The organism is Enterobacter sp. WPR_3_1, from assembly GCF_003635055.1.
Taxonomy (GTDB): Bacteria; Pseudomonadota; Gammaproteobacteria; order Enterobacterales; family Enterobacteriaceae; genus Enterobacter; species Enterobacter ludwigii.
Genome location: NZ_RBXU01000010.1, coordinates 500,099 through 521,959, shown reverse-complemented (window position 1 = coordinate 521,959; position 21,861 = coordinate 500,099). Strand labels below are relative to the sequence as shown.

General features: G+C 54.2%; 24 protein-coding genes, 1 tRNA gene and 1 rRNA gene. 11 read left to right on the top strand and 15 right to left on the bottom strand.

Going from position 1 to position 21,861, the window contains the following annotated elements; genetic code table 11:
* Nucleotides 1–90, top strand: a 5S ribosomal RNA gene (gene rrf / locus BJ887_RS14125); the annotation flags it as partial.
* Nucleotides 91–405: 315 nt separating this feature from the next.
* On the opposite strand, the gene BJ887_RS14120 is transcribed toward rrf, so the two are convergent.
* The 6 genes from BJ887_RS14120 to aspA form a co-directional block, all read right to left on the bottom strand.
* Nucleotides 406–481, bottom strand: a tRNA-Phe gene (locus BJ887_RS14120).
* A 126-nt stretch (nt 482–607) separates the two neighbouring features.
* Nucleotides 608–1,183, bottom strand: coding sequence for a transcriptional regulator (locus BJ887_RS14115; RefSeq protein ID WP_020882970.1), 576 nt, complete (start codon nt 1,181–1,183; stop codon nt 608–610).
* A gap of 49 nt (nt 1,184–1,232) precedes the next feature.
* On the bottom strand, nt 1,233–2,936 hold the full coding sequence (locus BJ887_RS14110) for a protein-disulfide reductase DsbD (protein ID WP_121340013.1): 1,704 nt from the start codon (nt 2,934–2,936) through the stop codon (nt 1,233–1,235).
* The gene (gene cutA, locus BJ887_RS14105) at nt 2,912–3,235 is read right to left on the bottom strand and encodes a divalent cation tolerance protein CutA (RefSeq protein ID WP_014168278.1); all 324 of its coding nucleotides are present in this window, start codon (nt 3,233–3,235) and stop codon (nt 2,912–2,914) included. The genes BJ887_RS14110 and cutA overlap by 25 nt, the downstream gene beginning before the upstream one ends.
* A gap of 113 nt (nt 3,236–3,348) precedes the next feature.
* Nucleotides 3,349–4,650 carry an anaerobic C4-dicarboxylate transporter gene (locus BJ887_RS14100; protein WP_006178930.1) on the bottom strand — a complete coding sequence of 434 codons (1,302 nt, stop codon included), beginning with the start codon at nt 4,648–4,650 and terminating at the stop codon, nt 3,349–3,351.
* A 116-nt stretch (nt 4,651–4,766) separates the two neighbouring features.
* Nucleotides 4,767–6,203, bottom strand: a complete 1,437-nt coding sequence (gene aspA / locus BJ887_RS14095; protein ID WP_020882968.1) for an aspartate ammonia-lyase — start codon at nt 6,201–6,203, stop codon at nt 4,767–4,769.
* Nucleotides 6,204–6,538: 335 nt separating this feature from the next.
* On the opposite strand from aspA, the gene BJ887_RS14090 reads away from it, so the two are divergent.
* A complete protein-coding gene (locus BJ887_RS14090; RefSeq protein WP_032679407.1) occupies nt 6,539–7,003 on the top strand; it encodes an FxsA family protein in 465 nt (154 codons plus the stop codon).
* 42 nt (nt 7,004–7,045) lie between these two features.
* Here BJ887_RS14090 and yjeH read toward each other — a convergent pair whose 3' ends face one another.
* Nucleotides 7,046–8,284, bottom strand: coding sequence for an L-methionine/branched-chain amino acid transporter (yjeH, locus tag BJ887_RS14085; protein WP_121340012.1), 1,239 nt, complete (start codon nt 8,282–8,284; stop codon nt 7,046–7,048).
* Nucleotides 8,285–8,462: 178 nt separating this feature from the next.
* Here yjeH and BJ887_RS14080 point away from each other — a divergent pair, with 178 nt between their 5' ends.
* From BJ887_RS14080 to BJ887_RS14070, 3 genes are all read left to right on the top strand, one after another.
* On the top strand, nt 8,463–8,756 hold the full coding sequence (locus BJ887_RS14080; protein ID WP_003855929.1) for a co-chaperone GroES: 294 nt from the start codon (nt 8,463–8,465) through the stop codon (nt 8,754–8,756).
* A gap of 32 nt (nt 8,757–8,788) precedes the next feature.
* Nucleotides 8,789–10,432 carry a chaperonin GroEL gene (groL, locus tag BJ887_RS14075; RefSeq protein WP_032679409.1) on the top strand — a complete coding sequence of 548 codons (1,644 nt, stop codon included), beginning with the start codon at nt 8,789–8,791 and terminating at the stop codon, nt 10,430–10,432.
* Between the two features lie 137 nt (nt 10,433–10,569).
* Nucleotides 10,570–10,923, top strand: a complete 354-nt coding sequence (locus BJ887_RS14070) for a DUF4156 domain-containing protein (protein ID WP_049023907.1) — start codon at nt 10,570–10,572, stop codon at nt 10,921–10,923.
* A gap of 63 nt (nt 10,924–10,986) precedes the next feature.
* On the opposite strand, the gene epmB is transcribed toward BJ887_RS14070, so the two are convergent.
* A complete protein-coding gene (gene epmB, locus BJ887_RS14065) occupies nt 10,987–12,015 on the bottom strand; it encodes an EF-P beta-lysylation protein EpmB (protein ID WP_121340011.1) in 1,029 nt (342 codons plus the stop codon).
* Between the two features lie 40 nt (nt 12,016–12,055).
* Between epmB and efp the strand changes: the two genes are divergently transcribed.
* From efp to ecnB, 3 genes are all read left to right on the top strand, one after another.
* A complete protein-coding gene (gene efp, locus BJ887_RS14060; RefSeq protein ID WP_014882207.1) occupies nt 12,056–12,622 on the top strand; it encodes an elongation factor P in 567 nt (188 codons plus the stop codon).
* Between the two features lie 58 nt (nt 12,623–12,680).
* Nucleotides 12,681–12,812, top strand: coding sequence for an entericidin A/B family lipoprotein (locus BJ887_RS14055; protein WP_025206267.1), 132 nt, complete (start codon nt 12,681–12,683; stop codon nt 12,810–12,812).
* Between the two features lie 108 nt (nt 12,813–12,920).
* Nucleotides 12,921–13,067, top strand: a complete 147-nt coding sequence (gene ecnB, locus BJ887_RS14050; protein WP_014168289.1) for a lipoprotein toxin entericidin B — start codon at nt 12,921–12,923, stop codon at nt 13,065–13,067.
* 38 nt (nt 13,068–13,105) lie between these two features.
* On the opposite strand, the gene BJ887_RS14045 is transcribed toward ecnB, so the two are convergent.
* Entirely contained in the window at nt 13,106–13,705 is a 600-nt protein-coding gene (locus tag BJ887_RS14045) for a LuxR C-terminal-related transcriptional regulator (protein ID WP_121340010.1), read from the bottom strand.
* A 262-nt stretch (nt 13,706–13,967) separates the two neighbouring features.
* On the opposite strand from BJ887_RS14045, the gene sugE reads away from it, so the two are divergent.
* Entirely contained in the window at nt 13,968–14,285 is a 318-nt protein-coding gene (gene sugE, locus BJ887_RS14040) for a quaternary ammonium compound efflux SMR transporter SugE (RefSeq protein WP_014168291.1), read from the top strand.
* On the opposite strand, the gene BJ887_RS14035 is transcribed toward sugE, so the two are convergent.
* Both BJ887_RS14035 and blaACT read right to left on the bottom strand, forming a co-directional pair.
* Nucleotides 14,282–14,812: a lipocalin family protein gene (locus BJ887_RS14035; RefSeq protein WP_032679411.1), complete on the bottom strand. Its 531-nt coding sequence runs from the start codon at nt 14,810–14,812 to the stop codon at nt 14,282–14,284. The two genes, sugE and BJ887_RS14035, sit on opposite strands and share 4 nt — an antisense overlap.
* A gap of 98 nt (nt 14,813–14,910) precedes the next feature.
* Nucleotides 14,911–16,056 carry an ACT family cephalosporin-hydrolyzing class C beta-lactamase gene (gene blaACT / locus BJ887_RS14030; RefSeq protein ID WP_079231487.1) on the bottom strand — a complete coding sequence of 382 codons (1,146 nt, stop codon included), beginning with the start codon at nt 16,054–16,056 and terminating at the stop codon, nt 14,911–14,913.
* A gap of 132 nt (nt 16,057–16,188) precedes the next feature.
* On the opposite strand from blaACT, the gene ampR reads away from it, so the two are divergent.
* Nucleotides 16,189–17,064 (top strand): LysR family transcriptional regulator AmpR, encoded by an 876-nt coding sequence (ampR, locus tag BJ887_RS14025; protein ID WP_020882960.1) that lies wholly within the window; start codon nt 16,189–16,191, stop codon nt 17,062–17,064.
* A 29-nt stretch (nt 17,065–17,093) separates the two neighbouring features.
* Here ampR and frdD read toward each other — a convergent pair whose 3' ends face one another.
* The 4 genes from frdD to frdA are packed head-to-tail and all read right to left on the bottom strand — an operon-like array spanning nt 17,094 to nt 20,387.
* Nucleotides 17,094–17,453, bottom strand: coding sequence for a fumarate reductase subunit FrdD (frdD, locus tag BJ887_RS14020; protein WP_121340009.1), 360 nt, complete (start codon nt 17,451–17,453; stop codon nt 17,094–17,096).
* A gap of 10 nt (nt 17,454–17,463) precedes the next feature.
* Complete coding sequence (gene frdC / locus BJ887_RS14015) at nt 17,464–17,859, bottom strand: fumarate reductase subunit FrdC (RefSeq protein WP_014168296.1); 396 nt, start codon at nt 17,857–17,859, stop codon at nt 17,464–17,466.
* Between the two features lie 10 nt (nt 17,860–17,869).
* On the bottom strand, nt 17,870–18,604 hold the full coding sequence (gene frdB / locus BJ887_RS14010) for a fumarate reductase iron-sulfur protein (protein ID WP_020882957.1): 735 nt from the start codon (nt 18,602–18,604) through the stop codon (nt 17,870–17,872).
* Nucleotides 18,597–20,387, bottom strand: coding sequence for a fumarate reductase (quinol) flavoprotein subunit (gene frdA, locus BJ887_RS14005; RefSeq protein WP_014168298.1), 1,791 nt, complete (start codon nt 20,385–20,387; stop codon nt 18,597–18,599). The genes frdB and frdA overlap by 8 nt, the downstream gene beginning before the upstream one ends.
* Before the next feature lie 310 nt (nt 20,388–20,697).
* Here frdA and epmA point away from each other — a divergent pair, with 310 nt between their 5' ends.
* Nucleotides 20,698–21,675, top strand: a complete 978-nt coding sequence (epmA, locus tag BJ887_RS14000) for an elongation factor P--(R)-beta-lysine ligase (RefSeq protein WP_020882955.1) — start codon at nt 20,698–20,700, stop codon at nt 21,673–21,675.
* Nucleotides 21,676–21,861: the final 186 nt, after the last annotated feature.

Here is a 21,861-nt window from a genome sequence, read left to right as displayed (position 1 = left end):
ACCTGACCCCATGCCGAACTCAGAAGTGAAACGCCGTAGCGCCGATGGTAGTGTGGGGTCTCCCCATGTGAGAGTAGGGAACTGCCAGGCATCAATTAAAAGAACCCCGTACCGTATGGTGCGGGGTTTTTTGCTTTGGGACGCGAAATACACATCTGAATTCCCCAAAGAGTGCCGCCAGACAAGGCGAAGCCACGATACGGTAACCCCAACCCCCATCATCTCTCTTCAGGATCCCCCAAACACTTCAGATCAGTACGGAATTTAGCGTGCACAGGACCACTTTAAGCGACATGAAATACTGCAGGAACAGGTTTACGAGGATGTGACCAGAGAGTGGTTACAGGAGAGTTTATCAGACGCAGAAAAGCAAAAACCCAGCCATAGGCTGGGTTCTTTAAATAGTGGTGCCCGGACTCGGAATCGAACCAAGGACACGGGGATTTTCAATCCCCTGCTCTACCGACTGAGCTATCCGGGCAACGGAGCGCATTAAACCGCAATCGCGCCTGATCGTCAACACTATTTCGGGAAAAGCCGTTCAACTGCTTAACTTTGCGGCAATCTGACGGTTTACGCGCCGAACAGGTCAAATTCTTCAGACAGATTACGTCAGCGCACCACCCATACGACACTGCGCAAAACGCAGGATATCTTCGGCCAGACGGTGTGCTGTATCCACATCGGCCTGGCTGCGGTTTACCAGCATGCGGCTCAGGCAACCTTCCAGTACCAGCTCCATCTGCTTAGCGACCATCGCCGGGTCATCCACTTCGAGCGTGGTCAGCAGTTCGTGCGTGAAATCATGCGCCGCCCGCTTTTGCTGATCCGCCAGTTGATGGATAGGGTGGCCGGGGTCAGGGTAGAAGGTGCAGGCGGCAATAAACAGGCAACCCGGATAACGGTTGTTGCTTACGCATTCGCTCAGGGCGGTATAACGCGCCAGCAGCTTTTGCTCCGCAGTCAGTTCTTCATTTAACATCAGCTGCCTGCGCCAGACATCAACCTGCTGGCTGAGATAACGCAGGGCATCGTAAAGCAGCGCCTCTTTATCCGGCCAGAAGCGCATGAGTTCATCCAGAGGATAATCAATACGGTCGGCTACCATCTCAAGCGTGGTGCTGGCGATCCCTTGAATCTCAAGTAATTGCAGGGCTTGTCCCAGTACGTCTTCGCGTTGCACGGTTATCTCCTCCGTTATTCCCAACGGTTTGTCCCGTTTCAAGTGTTGTTTACGGTTGGCGATTGCGCAAATGCGCGCTGAATGCCGTCGCGTCCATAAACCCGGTTACACGCTGTGCGGGCTGCTCCTGGCCCTGTTCGTTGAAGAACAGAATGGTTGGCAGACCCAGCACGTTAAGTTGCTTCAGCAGTGCCTTATCCGCTGTACTGTTGGCGGTGACGTTCGCCTGGAGCAGAACCGTCTCTTTCAGTGCACTTTGCACCTGCGGATCGCTAAACGTGTACTTTTCGAATTCTTTACAGGCGACACACCAGTCAGCATACAGATCCAGCATGACCGGTTTGCCTTCCGCCTGCGCCAGTGCGCTGTTGAGTTCATCCACGTTCTTTATCTGGATGAAGTTCAAATGCGCCTGCGTTTGTCCCGCAGGTGTGCCAAATGCCCAGTCCTGCAGTGGCCGTACGCTCACCAGCGCGGCGGCGAGCAGGAGGATTTGCACCAGACGCATCCACGGCTTTTTCGCTGCCAGGCTAGTAATAAACGCCCAACAGAAGAAGGCAACACTGAGCATTGCCCACAGGCGCATCCCCCAGACGTCGCCGATAATACGCTCGAGCAAGAACACCGGCAGCGCCAGAATGACAAAACCAAACGCGGTTTTCACCGTCTCCATCCACGGGCCGCTCTTGGGCAGCAGACGGTTGCCGAATACCGTTACCAGAATCAATGGCAGACCCATTCCCAGCGCGTAGAGATACAACGTACCACCGCCGAGCCACAGGTTACCGCTCTGGGCAATATACAGCAGGATCGCGCTCAGTGGCGCGGTAGTGCACGGTGAGCAAATCAACCCGGCGATGGCACCCATCACGAACACGCCGCCCGGGGAGCCACCCTGCTGACGGTTACTCATCAGCGTTAAGCGCGTCTGCAACGCGGACGGCAGCTGTAAGCTGAACAAACCAAACATCGACAGCGCCAGCACAATAAATACGATCGACAGGCCAGTCAGCACATAAGGGTGCTGAAGTGCAGCCTGGAACTGCAGTCCGGCAGCAGCAACCACGAGGCCCAGTGCGGTGTAGGTCAACGCCATACCCTGCACGTAGATAAAGGCCAGCAGCAGGGCGCGTGCGGTTGAAAGGCGTTGCTTACCGCCGAGGACAATCCCGGAGATAAGCGGATACATGGGCAGCACGCACGGCGTGAAGGCGATACCGATACCAATCAGTAAAGCCCACAAGGCGGAGAAGGGCAGCGCTGTGTGACCGTCGTCCTTCACCCCGGTGCTCTCCCCTGCGGGAAGAGCAGGCATACTGGCGGCCGCTTTAACTTCGCTCAGCGGAATGACTTTGGTTTCCGGCGGATAGCAGAAGCCCGCGTCGGCACAGCCCTGATACGTGACGGTCACGGTGGCGCCTTTATCGGCCTGATTGACCGCCACGGGCACGCTTAACCGCTGGCGATAGATTTCACTTTTACCGAAAAACTCGTCTTCATGCCACTCGCCCGCAGGCATCTGAAGTGGGCCTACCTTTGCCTGAGCAGGCGTGATGCTGACCTGCTTGCGATAGAGGTAATACCCCTCTTTTATCTGCCAGGTAAGATTCAGGTCATGCTGGTCTTGTTGAAAATCGAAAACAAATGCCTGGTCGGCAGAAATAACGTTCGAACGGCCGGGAGCGTCAAATAACCCGGCAAAAACTGATGTGCTGCACAGCAGCAGGATCAGCGTAAGGAAGCGTTGAGCCATGAGAGATAATCGTTGTCGCCGTGGACCACTGGCAATACCAGCAGTTCGGGGGTTTGATAAGGATGATGAGATTTGAGGCAGTCCAGGAGTGCCTGCTGGTTCGCCAGATTGGTTTTGAGCAACATCTGGACTTCGTACTCCTGCTCCAGTTTACCTTCCCAGTAGTAAAGGGAGGTGGCGCCAGGAAGGAGCGTCACGCAGGCTGCCAGTTTTTCGGCCAGCACTTTGGCGGCGAGATCCTGGGCAGAGGCTTCATCAGGGGCGGTACAAAGGACAACAACAGCATCAGGCGTGTTCACAAGTCGACCTCCTCATCACGAAAGTCTTCACTATATCACGCAAGGCTATTGGTCATTAATGAAACGGGCCGCAGAGCGGCCCGTTTTTAACTATTTTTACAACCCATCATTGTTTACAGCACGATGCCGCCAATGATAAAGCCGAGGATCACGCACAGCGAGATAGCTACCACGCCCGGGATCAGGAACGCATGGTTAAATACGTACTTACCGATGCGAGTCGAGCCAGTGTCATCCATCTCAACCGCCGCCAGCAGGGTTGGGTAGGTGGGTAAAACGAACAGCGCAGAAACGGCAGCAAACGAGGCAATAGCCGTCAGCGGGGTAACTCCCAGCATCAGTGCCGCAGGCATCAGGGCTTTGGTGGTGGCCGCCTGAGAGTAAAGCAGGGTTGCGGCAAAGAACAGCACCACAGCCAGGAGCCACGGATAGTTGTGCAGCAGGTCGCCCGCAACGGTCTGGATATCGCTGATGTGAGCTTTCACGAAGGTATCACCAAGCCAGGCCACACCCAGTACACACACACAGGCGCTCATACCGGATTTAAAGGTGCTGGCGTTGAGCACTTCGCTGGTGTCGATTTTACAGGTGATGCTGATCAGCGTAGCGATAGTCAGCATGAATACCACAATCGCTTCGTTACGCGGCAGGACCGGGTTCTGGATCAGACCCACGGTGTCACTGATGGCGGTTGCGTAGAACATGACCGCAACGATACCGATCAGGAACAGCAAGACGGAGCGTTTTGCATGCGGCTTCAGTTCGAAGACCTGGCTACCACGCAGTTTCACTTCACCTTTTGCCAGACGCTCCTGATAAACCGGATCGTCTTTCAGTTCGGCGCCGAGGAAGTTACACAGCACGGCGGTGATCATCACTGCAATCAGCGTCACCGGAATACAGATGGCCAGCAGCGTCAGGTAACTCACGCCCATAGGCTCAAGGATACCGGCGAAGAAGACCACCGCAGCGGAGATAGGTGATGCGGTAATCGCAATCTGGGACGCGACCACGGCAATCGAGAGTGGACGAGACGGACGGATGCCCTGCTCTTTCGCCACTTCGGTAATGACCGGCAGCGTGGAGAAGGCGGTGTGGCCAGTACCGGCGAGAATGGTCATAAACCACGTCACCAGCGGGGCAAGGAAGGTAATGTATTTTGGATGGCGGCGTAACATACGCTCCGCCAGGCTCACCAGGTAGTCCATACCGCCTGCCACCTGCATGGCTGCGATAGCGGCAATAACCGCCATGATGATTTCGATAACGTCAAAAGGGATTGCGCCGGGTTTAATCTGAAAGATAAGGGTAAGTACGAGCACCCCGAGACCGCCGGCAAAACCAATGCCGATACCCCCGAGTCTTGCTCCCAAATAAATCGCCAACAGGACGATGACGAGTTCTGCTCCAAACATAAGGACCTGCCTTGCTTATTAACAAGTTGATATTGAATTGTTGTATTTTGGTAACGCCTATAAAGAAAAAAGGCACGTCACAAGTGACGTGCCTTAAGGAAGCCTAGCCTGAACTGCTACTGTTCGCTTTCATCGGTATATCGTTTCGCTTTGTATGCCGGGTGCATCAGGTTCTGGGCCGAGAAGATATCGTCCAGCTCGGCTTCGGTCAACAGTCCACGCTCCAGAACGACTTCACGCACGCTCTTACCTGTTTCGGCGCAAATCTTACCGACGATGTCGCCGTTATGGTGGCCGATGAACGGGTTGAGGTAGGTGACGATGCCGATGGAGTTGTAGACATACCCTTCACAAACTTCTTTGTTTGCGGTGATGCCGTTAACGCATTTCTCCAGCAGGTTGTAGCAGGCGTTGGTCAGAATGTGGATGGATTCAAACATTGCCTGGCCGATGACCGGCTCCATGACGTTCAGCTGCAGCTGGCCGGCTTCAGAGGCCATGGTCACGGTTGTATCGTTACCGATGACTTTAAAGCAGACCTGGTTCACCACTTCTGGCACTACCGGGTTCACTTTCGCCGGCATGATGGACGAACCGGCCTGCAGCTCTGGCAGGTTGATTTCATTCAGACCAGCGCGTGGACCGGAAGAGAGCAGGCGCAGGTCATTACAGATTTTGGAGAGTTTCACCGCCAGACGTTTCAGGGCGCTGTGAACCATAACGTACGCGCCGCAGTCGGAGGTGGCTTCAATCAGATCTTCTGCAGGCACAACCGGCAGGTTAGAGACTTCAGCCAGCTTCTGTACCGCCAGCTGCTGGTAACCGTCCGGCGTATTCAGACGCGTGCCGATGGCGGTTGCGCCCAGGTTCACTTCCAGCAGCAGCTCGGAGGTGCGCAGCAGGTTTTTAGTTTCTTCGTTAAGCAGCACGTTAAACGCGTGGAATTCCTGACCGAGTGTCATCGGAACCGCGTCCTGCAGCTGGGTACGACCCATTTTCAGGATGTCCTGGAACTCAACGGCTTTGCGCTGGAAGCCATCACCCAGCTGATTGATGGCGTCCACCAGTTTCACTACGGAGGCATACACCGCGATACGGAAGCCGGTTGGGTAGGCGTCGTTAGTGGACTGACATTTATTAACGTGGTCGTTCGGATTCAGATACTGGTATTCACCTTTCTGATGACCCATCAGCTCCAGGCCGATGTTTGCCAGTACTTCGTTGGTGTTCATGTTAACGGAGGTGCCCGCGCCGCCCTGATAGACATCGACCGGGAACTGATCCATGCATTTGCCGTTGTTCAGCACTTCATCGCAGGCAGCGATAATCGCATTTGCCGCGCTTTTTGGAATGGTTTGCAGCTCTTTATTGGCCAGTGCTGCGGCTTTTTTCACCATCACCATGCCACGTACAAATTCAGGGATGTCGCTGATTTTGTTGTTGCTGATGTAGAAGTTTTCAATCGCTCTCAGAGTGTGAACACCATAGTAGGCATCCGCTGGAACTTCCCTGGTACCCAACAAGTCTTCTTCGATACGAATGTTGTTTAACATGTGAACCTTCTTTTCAAGCTGCCGATGGATTGTACTAAACACACAGTATTTATGTGGTTTTGAATATTTTCTGACCGACGATTATTCCCTCAATCAGCCAGATGTTCGAGATCATATGCTGATGATAGCGAATTGCCGTAATCTGGATCACTTATTATCGACCCGATTCCATGATAATTATTAATCTGTGAAATGAGTCACCGCTTTAAAATTTCCAGAAAAAATATCCGTGCAAACCGATTGAATTTTGGCTAACCGTCACCATTTCTTACAGACGCGTTTCGCGAACACATTCAGACAGGGGCCTGAGGGCACCTGCCACACAGGAGATGCCAGTGCGCTGGATACCATTTATTGCTTTCTTTCTCTATGTTTACATCGAGATTTCAATTTTTATCCAGGTCGCCCATGTACTGGGTGTCCTGTTAACGCTGATTCTGGTGATTTTCACTTCGGTGATCGGCATGTCGCTGGTGCGTAATCAGGGTTTCAAAAATTTCCTGATAATGCAGCAGAAGATGGCCGCAGGCGAAAGCCCGGCCGCAGAGATGATCAAAAGCGTCTCGCTGATTATTGCTGGCCTGCTGCTGATCCTACCGGGATTCTTCACTGACTTCCTCGGCCTGCTGCTGCTTCTGCCGCCGGTGCAAAAACACCTGACCATGAAGCTACTGCCGCATCTGCGTTTTAGCCGTATGCCGGGCGGTGGCTTCAGTACAGGGCCGGGGGATACTTTCGAAGGGGAGTATCAGCGTAAAGATGAACAGCGCGACCGTTTAGACCATAAAGACGATCGGTAAAAGAGGCCAGGCCCGGTAAGCGAATCGCTACCGGGCTTTGTTTTACAGGGTGCCGCGTTTCGGTAAAAACAGCCACAGCCCCGCCAGCATGCTAATCGCATACAGGCTTTTCCACCCCACCATCGCCATCAACAGCAGGCAAAGCACGCCACCAACCACTGCCAGCGCTTTATAGCGACCTTTCAGCAGACGACAACCCGCCAGCATGCACAGCAGGTAGATCATGATGAAAATCCCGTTGGCGTACACGATCAGGGCATCAAGATTGATATTCAGCCCGTAAATACATAGCGAACTCAAGACGCAGCAGCCCAGCACGGTATTAAGCGCATTCAACGGCAACTGACGTTTAGACAGGCGCGCAAGGCGGCTCTCTGGTCTATCAAGCGCCTGCGACCATACCAGACGCGCAAAGCTCTGGATGTAGATATTGAGGCTGGCAAAACAGGCCAGATAGCCAATAACACAGGCGACCCACAGCGCTTTCAGACCAAACAGTTGCACCACAATGCCCGGCAGCGAGGCAGCGGCCGCTTTATCCGCGGCGAACGCGTTGAAATGCAGTACCAGCACGGTACAGGCCCAGTAAACGGTACCTGCTAACAGCAGGCCAATCATCAGGGCGCGCGGGAAATCCCGTTCCGGTTGTTTAAACTCAGAGGCCAGATGGGCGAACGCCTCCAGCCCGACAAAACACCAGAACATTACCGACAGCGCAGCGAACAGCTGCGAATGGTTGACGTCACTTACCGCGGGGAAGGGGATCTCCTTCAGCGTAATATCCCCTTTCCACCAGATGGCGACAATGAGGGCCACAATCAGTATTGCAACGACGGTTTGCAGGTTGGCACTCGAGCTGGCACCCCGTGAGCCGACCCACCAGACGATGGCCAGCGTACCCAGCTCGGCCAGCAGCAGTTGCTCGTTATGCCAGCCAAACAGCGCCTGGCCAAAACCGGTCGCGATATGCAACGCTGCCGGTAGACCGACCGGAATAACAGAAAGAAACAGCCAGCCGGTGACCCGCTCCAGTCGCGGACCAAACGCCATACCGACAAAGTGCGCTACGCCGCCCGCGCTGGGGAAATGCCGTCCGAGGATGGCAAACACGACCGCGACCGGAAACACCAGCACAATCAGCACTGGCCACGCCCACAGGCTATTATTGCCGGCCACCAGTGCTGCCAGCGCGGGTACCGCAAACACACCCGTACCTAACAAGGAGGTCGACAGCAGACCCACGCCCTGCGCCAGTCCCAACTCCTGTTTTAGTCCACTCATTGACATCGCCCTGCCACGATCAAAAGAGAGGCGATGGTAACACTTTCGCAAATTTTTTTTCGTCTGCCCCTTGAAGGGGGAAAAAGCTATCCCCATCTCTCAGGGCACTAGTCGGAAAACCGCGTGCGGACCGGCGTCATCCATAACTGATAATGACTTTCTCAAAGGAGAGCTATCAATGAGTATTCGTCCGTTACATGATCGTGTGATCGTCAAACGTAAAGAAGTTGAAACCAAGTCTGCTGGCGGCATCGTTCTGACTGGTTCTGCAGCAGCAAAATCAACGCGTGGCGAAATCATCGCTGTCGGTAAGGGCCGCATTCTGGAAAACGGAACTGTGCAGCCACTGGACGTTAAAGTTGGTGACATCGTAATTTTCAACGATGGCTACGGCGTGAAATCCGAGAAGATCGACAATGAAGAAGTGTTGATCATGTCCGAAAGCGACATTCTGGCAATTGTTGAAGCGTAATTTTACGCACGAGAATTTGAGGAAATAAGAACATGGCAGCTAAAGACGTAAAATTCGGTAACGACGCTCGTGTAAAAATGCTCCGCGGCGTAAACGTACTGGCAGATGCAGTTAAAGTGACCCTGGGCCCGAAAGGCCGTAACGTAGTGCTGGATAAATCCTTCGGCGCACCAACCATTACTAAAGACGGTGTTTCTGTAGCACGTGAAATCGAGCTGGAAGACAAGTTCGAAAACATGGGCGCGCAGATGGTGAAAGAAGTTGCCTCTAAAGCGAACGACGCTGCAGGCGACGGTACCACCACCGCAACCGTACTGGCACAAGCTATCATCACCGAAGGTCTGAAAGCCGTTGCTGCGGGTATGAACCCAATGGATCTGAAGCGCGGTATCGACAAAGCGGTTACTGCGGCGGTTGAAGAGCTGAAAACACTGTCCGTTCCATGCTCCGACTCTAAAGCGATTGCTCAGGTTGGTACTATCTCCGCTAACTCCGACGAAACCGTAGGTAAACTGATCGCGGAAGCGATGGACAAAGTCGGTAAAGAAGGCGTGATCACCGTTGAAGACGGTACCGGTCTGGAAGACGAACTGGACGTGGTTGAAGGTATGCAGTTCGACCGCGGTTACCTGTCCCCATACTTCATCAACAAGCCAGAAACGGGCGCTGTTGAGCTGGAAAGCCCATTCATCCTGCTGGCTGACAAGAAAATCTCCAACATCCGTGAAATGCTGCCAGTGCTGGAAGCCGTTGCGAAAGCAGGCAAGCCGCTGGTTATCATTGCTGAAGACGTTGAAGGTGAAGCACTGGCGACCCTGGTGGTTAACACCATGCGTGGCATCGTGAAAGTGGCTGCGGTTAAAGCACCTGGCTTCGGCGACCGCCGTAAAGCGATGCTGCAGGATATCGCTACCCTGACTGGCGGTACCGTAATCTCTGAAGAGATCGGTATGGAGCTGGAAAAAGCGACCCTGGAAGACCTGGGCCAGGCTAAACGCGTTGTGATCAACAAAGACACCACCACCATCATTGATGGCGTGGGTGAAGAAGCGGCTATTCAGGGCCGTGTTGCTCAGATCCGTAAGCAGATTGAAGAAGCAACCTCTGATTACGACCGTGAAAAACTGCAGGAGCGCGTAGCGAAACTGGCAGGCGGCGTGGCAGTAATCAAAGTGGGTGCGGCAACTGAAGTTGAAATGAAAGAGAAGAAAGCACGCGTTGACGATGCTCTGCACGCGACCCGTGCAGCAGTAGAAGAAGGCGTGGTAGCTGGTGGTGGTGTCGCGCTGGTGCGTGTTGCCGCTAAACTGGCTGGCCTGACTGCTCAGAACGAAGATCAGAACGTGGGTATCAAAGTTGCGCTGCGCGCAATGGAAGCACCACTGCGTCAGATCGTTTCCAACGCCGGTGAAGAGCCATCCGTGGTTGCGAACATGGTGAAAGCGGGCGAAGGTAACTACGGTTACAACGCTGCAACTGAAGAATACGGCAACATGATCGACTTCGGTATCCTGGATCCAACCAAAGTGACCCGTTCTGCACTGCAGTACGCGGCCTCTGTAGCGGGTCTGATGATCACTACCGAGTGCATGGTGACCGACATGCCTAAAGGCGACGCACCTGACTTAGGTGCTGCGGGTATGGGCGGCATGGGTGGTATGGGCGGCATGATGTAATCGTGCGCTTTACCGCTTAGAATGAGAAAAACCCCCGGGCAGAAATGCTCGGGGGTTTTTCTTTTGGTCATCTTTTTAGTATAAGGTTTACACACGGACAACATCTGCTGTCCAGCTTATTGAAAACGAGGAATAACATGCGCGTAAAAGTCTGTGCAGGGATCGTAGGAGCAGCATTGCTGCTGGCGGGTTGTAGCTCCAGCAGTGAGCTGTCTGCTGCAGGTCAGGGCGTTCGCTTTGTTGAAGATAAGCCGGGTAACGAGTGCCAGTTTTTAGGCACGGCAACCGGTGAGCAAAGCAACTGGATGTCGGGTCAGCACGGTGAAGAAGGTGGATCTATGCGCGGTGCCGCTAACGCGCTGCGTAACCAGGCTGCAGAGATGGGTGGCAACGTGATTTACGGTGTGAGCAGCCCGTCGCAAGGGATGTTGTCCAGCTTCGTGCCAACGGCCAGCCAGATGAATGGCCAGGTCTATAAGTGCCCTAACTGATCTACATTGCTGATGGCGCTGCGCCCAACCCCACCGGGCGGATAAGCGTAGCGCCACCTGCCGTTATTGTTGCCGCAGTTGCAAATCCAGCGGCGTCTTACTCGGCTCACCGCCAATCTCTCGCGCCAGCTTCGGCACCATATAGCCTGAAACCAGCGTTAACAGTTCGCGCATAATCTGCCGGGCCTCTTCATCCGTGACCATGAAATGCGCCGCGCCTTGCACACGATCCAGTACGTGCAGGTAGTAGGGCATCACGCCCGCATCGAATAACGCATTACTGAGCTCCGCCAGAACCCGGGCATTATCATTCACACCGCGCAGCAACACGCTCTGGTTCAACAGCGTCACCCCCGCTTTGCGCAGACGCGCCATCGCCGCACGGAATGCCTCATCGATTTCATTCGCATGGTTGATATGGTTCACCAGCAGAACCTGTAAACGAGACTGCTCAAGGCGAGATACCAGACCGTCCGTAATACGTGCCGGAATAACAATCGGTAAACGGCTGTGGATGCGCAAACGCTTGATGTGTGGAATGGCTTCAAGCTGGGTCAACAGCCAGTCCAGCTCATGATCTTTTGCCATCAGCGGATCGCCACCCGAAAAAATGATCTCATCCAGTTCCGGATGGGCGGCGATATAGTCCAGGGCGACCTGCCAGTTGCGTTTATTACCCTGATTTTCGGCATACGGGAAGTGGCGACGGAAACAATAACGGCAGTTTACCGCGCAGCCGCCTTTCACCAGCAGCAGGGCACGGTTGAGATATTTGTGCAGTAAACCCGGTACCACACTGTTCTGCTCTTCCAGAGGATCGGTGCTGTATCCTGGCGCCGATATAAACTCTTCCTGCGCAGTAAGCGTTTGTTTTAATAATGGATCGTCAGGGTTTCCTTTCTCCATACGGGCAACAAACGCGCGAGGAACACGCAGGGCAAAAAGTCGCTTAGCCTCGCGGCCTGCAAGCAACTCTGGGTACTGATCGAGGTCTAACAGACGCAGCAATTCATCAGGACTGGTGATTACATCGGCAAGTTGCGATAACCAATCTTCTCTGGACGGGGTGTTTAGGGTTACAATATGCGCCATTTTGTGGCTTAGCTACCAGTTAACAAATTTAGAGGGCCTTATGGCAACGTACTATAGCAACGATTTTCGTGCTGGTCTTAAAATCATGATGGACGGCGAACCGTACGCGGTTGAAGCCAGCGAATTCGTTAAACCAGGTAAAGGCCAGGCATTCGCGCGCGTTAAGCTGCGTCGCCTGCTGACCGGTACCCGTGTTGAGAAAACCTTCAAGTCTACTGACTCCGCTGAAGGCGCTGATGTTGTCGATATGAACCTGACTTACCTGTACAACGACGGTGAGTTCTGGCACTTCATGAACAACGAAACGTTCGAGCAGCTGTCTGCGGATGCTAAAGCGATTGGCGATAGCGAAAAATGGCTGCTGGACCAGGCTGAGTGCATCGTGACCCTGTGGAACGGCCAGCCTATCGCTGTTACCCCACCAAACTTCGTAGAGCTGGAAATCGTTGAAACCGACCCAGGTCTGAAAGGTGATACCGCAGGTACTGGCGGCAAGCCAGCTACCCTGTCCACCGGTGCAGTGGTTAAAGTTCCACTGTTCGTACAGACTGGTGAAGTGATCAAAGTAGATACCCGCTCCGGCGAATACGTATCTCGCGTGAAGTAATTTACGTCAAGACTGAAGGCGCAGCGCCCGCTGCGCCTGTTTTTTGCAGGCAGGGATGATGAACCGTACCGTTAAAATTCTGCTTCTGTTAGCGCTGTCCAGCGCGTTACTTTCCGGCTGTAACACCACGCGTGGAATGGGGGAAGATATCCAGGATCTCGGCCATATCATTTCTCACGCGGCCAGCTAACCCCGTCTAATTTTCCTAAAAATGCGTCCTTTTCCGTCAAACGACGGGATATTGTCTATTCTTAAGTTGCTATACACAAAACAACTTTGGCTATAAAAGGAAGATATTATGGTTAAGAAGACAATTGCAGCGATCTTTTCAGTCCTGGTACTTTCTTCAGTATTAACAGCCTGTAATACCACGCGTGGCGTTGGTCAGGATATTTCTGAAGGTGGTAGCGCAATCTCTGGTGCGGCAAGTAAAGCACAGCAGTAATTGAATAAACGGTACGGAACCAGACGGGTTTCGTACCGTCAGCTTTCTGATTCCTGCAGGGATAAAAACGGTGAATAACGCGTATCCATATGCAATTTCATGCGGATATTTCGTTTATAGGTATAGACCGTTTTACCGTTAATACTCAGTTGAGCTGCAATCTTTTGATTGCTGGCACCCTCCATCCACAACGTTAGCACTTTCTCCTCCTGGCGCGTCAGCAAAGGCGCGGTTACCTTTGGCTTTTCACTGTTCGCGTGCGAAATGAGTGCGTCGTGGATAACTGTCCCCAGTTGTTCAAGACGGGCACTTTTCAACAGTGATGACCAGACCGGGAATTGCTTCAGCCAGGCGGTCATTTCACTATCCTCACCCGATTGCAGCAAAATAAAGGGCACTCTTTCGCTGGCGTTCAGCAAAGATGAGAGGGACTGAAAGGGATGTACATCCTGTCTGAACCCATGCAGGTCAGCAATAACCAGCGTCGGTTTCCATTGCAGAATGTGCTCTCTGGCGAGGAAAAGATTATTCAGGCCGGTTACAACGACGTTTTCCGGAAATAAACCGGAATGATTGAGCCATGCTTCAAACCCGGTGCGGGTGAAGTGACAACGGTCAATCAAAAGAATTTTGAACATATTATATTCGCAGTCGGCTAGTGGTTTGGCTTCCTGCCATCAGAAAGCACATCATCATAGAGAAGTCGGATGAGTGATAAATGCCTGAACTGCGCGGCATACTGCGGCTATTTCTTGCCTTAACATGTTCAGCACAAAAGGATTGAAAAAAAATCGCACGCTAACCAAAATATGAGGCGTAATCTTTGCCTTGCGGGACGACCCGTAAGCGCTTCCTTCATCGGGGACGGCCCCAACTTGCATTTAAGTTAAGGAGCCTGAAATGTCCTGGATCATTCTTGTTATTGCTGGCCTGCTCGAAGTGGTATGGGCGATAGGTCTGAAGTACACCCACGGTTTTACCCGCCTGACACCCAGCGTTATTACCATCACCGCGATGATTGTGAGTATCGTTTTGCTCTCGTGGGCGATGCGTTCTTTACCGGTGGGGACAGCGTATGCCGTCTGGACGGGAATTGGCGCCGTGGGGGCAGCCATCACGGGGATCCTGCTGTTGGGGGAGTCAGCGAGTCTGGCGCGTATCGCCAGTCTCGCCCTGATTGTGGCCGGTATTATTGGGTTGAAGCTCAGCACCCATTAATGGGGTTGTTCTACCCAGATGAGTTTCGACACATCAAACCCTTGCCGGGTCGCGACGTCCAGCATCTGCTGTTTCATCTCAGGTGAAAGGGTTGGGGTGCGAGAGAGGATCCACAGATAGTTACGATCCGGCCCGCAGACCAGCGCGTGACGGTACTCTCTGTCGAGCGCGATCACGTTATATCCGCCATAGAACGGGCCGAAGAAGGAGACTTTGAGCGCGGCCCGTCGCGGGTCGCCGGTAAAGTACGCTTGTCCAATCGACTGCTGCCACATCTCCCGAGCCGGATTATAGCCCCGGTTGATAACCTGAATACCGCCGTCATCCATCGGGCTGTAATTTGCCGTGACCTTCTCTAAACCCCGTTCAAAACGGTGGTCAAGGCGCGCGATTTCATACCATGTTCCAAGAAAACGTTGTGCGTCGAAATTGCTGACAACGGTGACGCCGGGAGGGGGAGTAGGGGAGCTGCAGGCAACCACTAAAAACGCGGCTGTCACTGCGGCGATAACAGGCAAAATGCGCATAGGAGTTTCCTTACTGTTTTTTGTTAAGTGTAGATGACAGCAAGGAAAATGGGGGAATTTTGCAGGCCGGGTGGGCATCAGCATCACCCGGCAAGATGTTACTGCAGAGCGCTCAGAATACGGTATGCCGCTTCCACGCGTGCCGGGTTCGGGTAGCTCTTGTTCGCCAGCATAACGATGCCGAGTTCCTTCTCAGGAATAAATGCCACGTAGCTGCCAAATCCGCCCGTCGAGCCTGTTTTATGTACCCATGACGCTTTTACCGGTGGTGCAGGAGGGTTCACTTCTGCCACGGGCAACGGTGCAAGCGCTACTTTGTTGTCGCTGCCCTCCACCACGGTTTTGGCTTCTACCGGCCAGTTGAGCATCTCCCAGCCCAGGCCCTGGTACATCGAGCCTGTGCGCCAGTAGCGAGACTGTGCAAGCACCATGCCCTGCTTCAGTGAGGCATCCTGTATCCCATCGGGGGCCATGTTAGCCACCACCCAGCTCGCCATATCCTTCACGTTGGTTTTCACGCCATACGCTTCGGCGTCGAGCATGCCCGGCGAAACGTGAACCGCTTTACCGTCACGATAACCCCAGGCGTAATGCTGTTCTTCTGCCTTCGGAACGTTAATCCACGTATGGTTCAGGTTAAGCGGCTTCAGGACCCGCTCCGTCATCGCCTGCTCAAAGCGCATGCCAGAAGGTTTCACCGCCAGAGCCCCAAACAGACCGATGCTGGCGTTCGCATAAAGACGCGTGGTGCCTGGCGCCCACTGTGGTTGCCAGGACTGGTAAAAACGCAGCAGCGAGGCATTATCGGTAACCTCATCGGGCACCTGTAACGGCAGGCCACCGGCAGTATAGGTTGCCAGGTCCAGCATGCGAACGCCCTGCCACTGTTTGCCGGTCAGCTCAGGCCAGTATTTGGTCACCGGATCGCCCAGCGAAATTTCACCGCGAGCAATAGCATCGCCACCCAGAACGCCGGTGAAGGTTTTGCTGATTGAGCCCAGCTCAAACAGCGTTTGTGCAGTGACGGGTGTGTTCGCTGCGACATCGGCCTTGCCGAAGGTGAAGTAGTGCGGCTGGCCCTGATAGATCACGGCGACCGCCATACCCGGAATAGACTGCGCTTTCATCAGGGGCGTAACGGTACGTTCCACGACCTTCGCCAGCTGTGTTTCTGACAGAGGTGCGGCTAATGCAGCGCAGGAGGTGCTGAGCAGCAGGACGCAGCACAGGGATTTTTTCATCATCAGTTATCTTCCGTAATAGCGAGTCAAGGGAGTGTCCGGGCCCGTCAGACATACCCAGTCTGTTGGATTTGACTGTGGCTGACAAACGGTTAAATTTAGCATTAGCTGTTAATTTTTCTAACGGATGGGTCGATGACACGCAGCTATTTACCGCTTAATTCGCTTCGTGCCTTCGAAGCCGCCGCAAGGCACCTCAGTTTTACTAATGCTGCCATTGAGCTGAATGTCACCCATTCAGCCATCAGTCAGCACGTTAAGACGCTGGAACAACATCTGAACTGTCAGCTGTTTGTCCGGGTTTCGCGCGGATTGATGCTGACGACAGAGGGCGAGAATCTGCTGCCGGTGCTGAACGATTCGTTTGATCGTATCGCCGGCATGCTGGATCGCTTTGCCAGTCATCGCGCGCTGGAGAAGCTTAAAATTGGCGTGGTGGGGACTTTTGCGACCGGGGTGTTATTCGCGCAGCTGGATGATTTCCGTCGCCGCTATCCGCATATCGATCTGCATCTTTCGACCCATAATAATCGCGTCGATCCGGCCGCCGAAGGGCTTGATTACACGATCCGCTACGGTGGAGGGGCGTGGCATGGCACTGAAGCGACGTTTCTGTGTTCTGCGCCGCTGGCTCCGCTGTGCACGCCTGAAATTGCCGTCGGGCTACAAGCACCGGCGGACATGCTGAAGTTTACGCTGCTGCGCTCCTACCGACGCGACGAATGGTCGGCGTGGATGCAGGCCGCGGGCGAACTCCCGCCGTCACCAACGCATCGGGTGATGGTGTTTGATTCATCCGTTACCATGCTGGAAGCCGCGCAGGCCGGCGTGGGAATTGCTATCGCACCTGTGGGTATGTTCACTCATCTGCTGAACAGTGAACGTATCATTCAGCCGTTTGCGACACAGATAGAGCTGGGCAGTTACTGGTTAACCCGATTGCAGTCACGGACAGAAACCCCTGCAATGCGTGAGTTTGCGCAGTGGCTGGTGGGGAAAATGCAGAAATGACAGGCCCGCCGGGGGGCGGGCCTGATGTATCAGATAGTAACCACGGCAATCAGCGTAACCACCGTCAGGATGGTTGCCAGACCGTAGAACACCCATTTCCCGCTCGGGACATGGATTTTCAGGTCATGCATCGCATGGTGAATACGGTGCAGGCCACACCACAGCGGCAGGACGATCATCAGGAAGATGAACACACGGCCAATAAAGCTGCTGGCAAAGGTCAGTACTCGCTCGTAACCCAGCGCATCGCCCGGAAACAGCCCCAGTGGCAGCATAATACCGACCAGCAGGATGATGACCGGCGCGATGATGGCGCTCCACATCCCCCCTGCGCCAAACAGTCCCCAGAAGACCGGCTCATCAGAACGTTTTGGATTTGGATTAATCACAGTAGTCTCCTTACCAGAACAGTGCGACAAACAGAATGACCACAGTGACGAGGATCGTCACGCCCCATAGCCCTTTAATGACCGGCTCTGGCCCCATTTTCTCGTCTTTAATGATGATGTTCGCCGCTTTTGGTGCCAGTTCAAACCAGGTTTTGGTATGAAGCAGCGCTGCCGCGAGCACAATCAGGTTCAGGATCACGATGATGGGGTTTTGCAGGAAGCCGACAAAGCTGGCCCAGGTTTCAGGGCCATGTTTGAGGGCATAAACGCCGTACATCAGCTCCAGGCTGAACCAGACCGCCGGCACTGCGGTGCCTTCACGCAGCATATAGAAGCGATAAAACGGCAGTTTCTTCCACCAGGTGGACGGCATTGGCCGCACGTAGGCTTTGCGTTTAGTCGTCATTATGCACTCCTTAGCGTGGTTTCAGGGTGGCGATAAGAAAGTCTTTCGAGCTTTCCACTTTACCCTGCTGAATAGCGGCGGCCGGGTCGACGTGCTTCGGACAGACTTCGGAGCAGTAGCCCACAAAAGTACAGCTCCAGACGCCGTTCTGGCTGTTAAGCTGCGCCATACGTTCTTTTTTACCGTGGTCGCGGCTGTCCTCGTTATAGCGGTGTGCCAGGGTAATGGCCGCCGGGCCAATAAACTCTGGATTCAGGCCAAACTGTGGACACGCGGCGTAGCACAGACCACAGTTGATGCAGCCGGAGAACTGATGGTATTTCGCCATCTGAGCTGGTGTCTGGGTGTTCGTCCCCTGATCCGGCGTACGTGGATTGCCGATGATGTACGGCTTAATCGCTTCCAGACTTTCGATAAAGTGAGTCATATCGACCACCAGATCGCGTTCAATCGGGAAGTTACCCAGCGCTTCTACTTTGATGCCTTTGGTATATTCACGCAGGAAAGTTTTACAGGCCAGTTTCGGCACCTTGTTGACCATCATGCCGCAGGAGCCGCAGATTGCCATACGGCACGACCAGCGGTAGCTCAGGTCCGGCGCAAGGTTATCTTTGATATAGCCGAGCGCATCCAGCAGAGAGGTTTGCTCGTCATAAGGGACTTCATAGAATGCGCTGTGCGGTGCGGTGTCCACTTCCGGATTGTAGCGCACCACTTCGATTTTCAGTTTCTGCATCTCAGCCATTCGCCTTCTCCTTCTTCTCGGCGGCTTCTGCTTCTGCGCCATACACGCGTTTAGCCGGTGGCAACGTCGTGATTTTCACGTCGCTGTAGTCCAGACGGGTGGTGCCATCCGCATCGCGCCAGGCGAGAGTGTGTTTCAGGAAATTGACGTCATCACGTTCGGTGCAGCCTTCATCAAGACGCTGATGCGCGCCGCGTGACTCTTTACGTGCCAGCGCAGAGTGCGCCATACATTCCGCCACGTTCAGGCCGTGACCCAACTCAATGGTATAGAGCAGGTCTGTGTTGAACACGCTGGAGGTATCGGTAATGCGCACGCGCTTGAAGCGTTCCTGCAGCTCTGCCAGCTTATCCACGGTTTTTTGCATCAGCTCAGGGGTACGATAGATACCGCAGCCTTCTTCCATCGACAGGCCCATCTCGTCGCGGATTTTCGACCAGTTTTCATTTCCTTCCTGGTTCACCAGGTTTTTCAGCCGTTTTTCGACGTCAACGACCTGGGCATCCAGCGCCGCGCTGTTCGCCTCGCCCGCGGTGGCAGCACGCTCCATCGCGCGTTCGCCCGCCATGCGGCCAAAGACCACCAGCTCCGCCAGTGAGTTTGACCCCAGACGGTTGGCACCGTGCAGGCCGACAGAGGAGCACTCGCCCACGGCAAACAGCCCTTTAATGCGGGTTTCGCACTGCTGATCGGTTTCGATACCGCCCATGGTGTAGTGGGCCGTTGGACGTACCGGAATCGGCTCTTTCACCGGATCGACGCCAACATAGGCTTTTGCCAGTTCGCAAATGAACGGCAGACGTTCCAGCAGTTTCTTCTCGCCAAGATGACGCAGGTCGAGGTAGACCACATCGCCGCGTGGCGTGGAGATGGTGTTGCCTTTGCGCCACTCGTGCCAGAAGGCCTGAGACACTTTGTCGCGCGGGCCCAGTTCCATGTATTTGTTTTTCGGCTCGCCGAGCGGGGTTTCCGGGCCCATGCCATAATCCTGCAGATAGCGATAGCCATTTTTATTGACCAGGATCCCGCCTTCACCACGGCAGCCTTCCGTCATCAGAATGCCGGAGCCCGGCAGGCCAGTAGGGTGATACTGCACGAACTCCATATCCCGCAGCGGCACGCCGTGGCTGAGCGCCATGCCCATGCCGTCACCGGTGACGATACCGCCGTTGGTGTTGTAGCGGTAAACACGCCCCGCACCGCCGGTAGCCATGACCACCGCGTTGGCGCGGATCTGGACGAGGGTGCCTTCCATCATGTTCATCGCCACCAGACCGCGCGCCTGACCGTCATCAACCAGAATGTCGAGGACGAAATGTTCGTCAAAGCGCTGAATCTGTGGGAACTGAAGGGAGGTCTGGAACAGGGTGTGCAACATGTGGAAGCCGGTTTTATCGGCAGCGAACCAGGTGCGTTCGATCTTCATCCCGCCGAAGCGGCGAACGTTGACGCTGCCGTCCGGACGACGGCTCCACGGACATCCCCACTGTTCAAGCTGGGTCATCTCCGTAGGACAATGGTGTACAAAGTAGTCAACGACATCCTGCTCGCAAAGCCAGTCGCCCCCTGCAACCGTGTCGTGGAAATGGTATTCGAAGCTGTCATGATCCTGCGCAACGGCGGCGGATCCTCCTTCTGCGGCAACCGTATGGCTGCGCATCGGATAGACTTTTGAAATCAATGCGATTTTAGCGTTGGGATTAGCTTGTGCTGCAGCAATCGCAGCACGTAATCCAGCCCCGCCAGCGCCTATAACGGCAAGATCGGCTTGAAAAGTTTGCACGACATTCCTCCAGATTTTTGTTATTTCGCAACGCGATAAACTAAAGGTAGTTCACCCGTCCAAAAGGACGATTGCGAAAGCGTTTCCACTGCTCCTTTATGGGTAAAGCAGTATAACCGCGTGGATGTCAGGGAAATTTGACGTGTTCGATTTTTTTGCTGTTCTGTGCGGCGATTTATCGCGGTGAGTAATGAATTTCGTCGCGCAATTGTTCGCCTAAATGAAATGCGCTTTTTTACTGCGCAAAATTTGTCTCCGTCCCTGGTAACGAGTAGACTTCGTGCCCTTGTCTGAAATCGGAGAAAAACTCATGAGCGAAACGGCCACCTGGCAGCCGAGCGCATCCATCCCCAACCTGCTAAAACGCGCTGCAATTATGGCGGAGATCCGCCGCTTCTTTGCCGACCGCGGCGTCCTTGAGGTGGAAACCCCGTGCATGAGTCAGGCAACGGTAACGGATATTCATCTGGTCCCGTTTGAAACCCGTTTTGTTGGTCCTGGCCACTCACAGGGCATGAATTTGTATCTGATGACCAGCCCGGAATACCACATGAAACGCCTGCTGGCGGCAGGCTGTGGCCCGGTCTATCAGCTGTGCCGCAGTTTCCGTAATGAAGAGATGGGGCGTCACCACAATCCGGAATTCACCATGCTGGAGTGGTACCGTCCGCATTATGATATGTACCGCCTGATGAACGAGGTGGACGATCTGCTGCAGCAGGTGCTGGAGTGCTCAGAAGCGGAAACGCTCTCTTATCAGCAGGTTTTCCAGCGTTACCTGGAAATTGATCCGCTCTCTGCGGATAAAGCGCAGCTGCGCGAAGTGGCGGCAAAACTGGATCTGAGCAACGTGGCAGATACCGAAGAAGACCGCGACACGCTGCTGCAACTGCTCTTCACCTTTGGCGTTGAACCGCAAATTGGCAAAGACCGGCCGACGTTTGTATATCACTTCCCGGCAAGCCAGGCTTCGCTGGCGCAGATCAGCACCGAAGATCACCGCGTGGCGGAGCGTTTTGAGGTCTATTACAAAGGTATCGAGCTTGCGAACGGCTTCCACGAACTGACCGACGCACGCGAACAGCAGCAGCGTTTTGAGCAGGATAACCGCAAGCGCGCGGCACGTGGTCTGCCGCAGCAGCCGATTGATACCCATCTGCTGGAAGCATTGAAAGCGGGTCTGCCGGACTGCTCCGGCGTGGCGCTGGGCGTTGATCGTCTGGTGATGCTGGCGCTGGGTGCAGAACAGCTGGGCGAAGTGATCGCGTTTACAGTCGATCGCGCATAACGCACCGTATTGCCGGGTAGCGCTGTCGATTACCCGGCTCACCTCTGATGTCAATTAACCTTTCCATTTCCGCACGACAACATTAAAAACTGCCACATTCTCTGTACGCAGGTCTTTTTCTTAATTTGCCCCTAATAGCCACAATATTAGTCTGGTCATCTGCTACCATCCGCGCAGTTTAACTTC